Below are 1,452 nucleotides of genomic sequence, written 5' to 3'. Positions count from 1 at the left end.
CGGTCTGCGCAAGTCCTACGGTGACAAGGTCGTGCTCGACGGCATCGATCTGGTGGTTCCGGCCGGTTCGGTGTTCTCCCTGCTGGGTCCGAACGGGGCCGGCAAGACCACCACGGTGCAGATCCTGTCCACGCTGATCTCCGCCGACGGCGGGCAGGCCCGGGTCGCGGGCCACGACCTGGCCACCGACCCGCAGGCGGTGCGCGCCGCGATCGGGGTGACGGGGCAGTTCTCCGCGGTCGACGGCCTGATCACCGGGGAGGAGAACATGTGGCTGATGGCGGACCTGCACCACCTGCCCCGGGCGGAGGGGCGGCGGGTGGCCGCCGAGCTGCTGGAACGCTTCGACCTGGTGGAGGCGGCGAAGAAGCCCGCCTCGACCTACTCCGGTGGCATGAAGCGGCGCCTGGACATCGCCATGACCCTGGTCGGCAGCCCGAGGATCATCTTCCTGGACGAGCCGACCACCGGCCTGGACCCCCGCTCCCGGCACACGATGTGGGGCATCATCCGCGAGCTCGTCACCGACGGTGTCAGCGTCTTCCTGACCACCCAGTACCTGGAAGAGGCCGACGAACTCGCCGACCGCATCGCGGTCCTGAACAACGGCAGGATCGCCGCCGAAGGCACCGCCGATGAGCTCAAACGGCTCATCCCCGGCGGACACGTGAAACTGCGCTTCACCGACCCGGCCGCCTACCACAACGCCGCGTCCGCGCTGCACGAGGCCACCCGCGACGACGAAGCCCTCACCCTGCAGATCCCCAGCGGCGGCAGCCAGCGCGAGCTGCGCGCCATCCTCGACTGGCTGGACGCCGCCGGCGTCGAGGCCGACGAACTGACCGTGCACACCCCCGACCTCGACGACGTCTTCTTCGCCCTCACCGACAGCGGCAGCGTGCCCCACCAGAACAGCCGGCCGAACCAGTCCAAGGAGACCCTGCGATGAGCTCCCTCTCCCTCGCCGTGCGCGACTCGAACACGATGCTGCGCCGCAACCTCCTGCACGCCCGCCGCTATCCCTCGCTCACGCTGAACCTGCTGCTGACGCCGATCATGCTGCTGCTGCTGTTCGTGTACATCTTCGGCAACGCCATGAGCGGCGGCGCGGGCCGCTCCGCCTACATCGCCTACATCGTGCCCGGCATCCTGCTGATGACCGTCGGCTCCACCACGATCGGCACCGCCGTGTCGGTCTCCACCGACATGAGCGAAGGCATCATCGCCCGCTTCCGCACCATGGCCATCCACCGCAGCTCCATCCTCATCGGCCATGTCATCGGCAGCGTCCTGCAGTCGGTCATGAGCGTGGTCCTCGTCGGCGCCGTCGGCGTGGCCATCGGCTTCCGCTCCCACCACGCCACCGCCCTTGACTGGCTCGCCGCCTTCGGACTCATCGCCCTGTTCGCCCTGGCACTGACCTGGATCGCGGTCGGGATGGGCCTGATCAGC

The 1,452-nt window shown here is 69.1% G+C and carries 2 protein-coding genes; both read left to right on the top strand.

From position 1 onward, the window contains the following. The coding region (locus ACWGJ5_RS46525) for an ATP-binding cassette domain-containing protein (protein WP_453315637.1) at positions 1 to 949 on the top strand (949 nt) is incomplete at its 5' end. Further along, a partial coding sequence (locus tag ACWGJ5_RS46520) for an ABC transporter permease (RefSeq protein WP_453315636.1) occupies positions 946 to 1,452 on the top strand: 507 nt, incomplete at its 3' end. The genes ACWGJ5_RS46525 and ACWGJ5_RS46520, both read left to right, overlap by 4 nt.

This window comes from Streptomyces sp. NPDC054783 (assembly GCF_053611725.1).
This window is presented reverse-complemented; position numbering and strand designations above follow the sequence as displayed.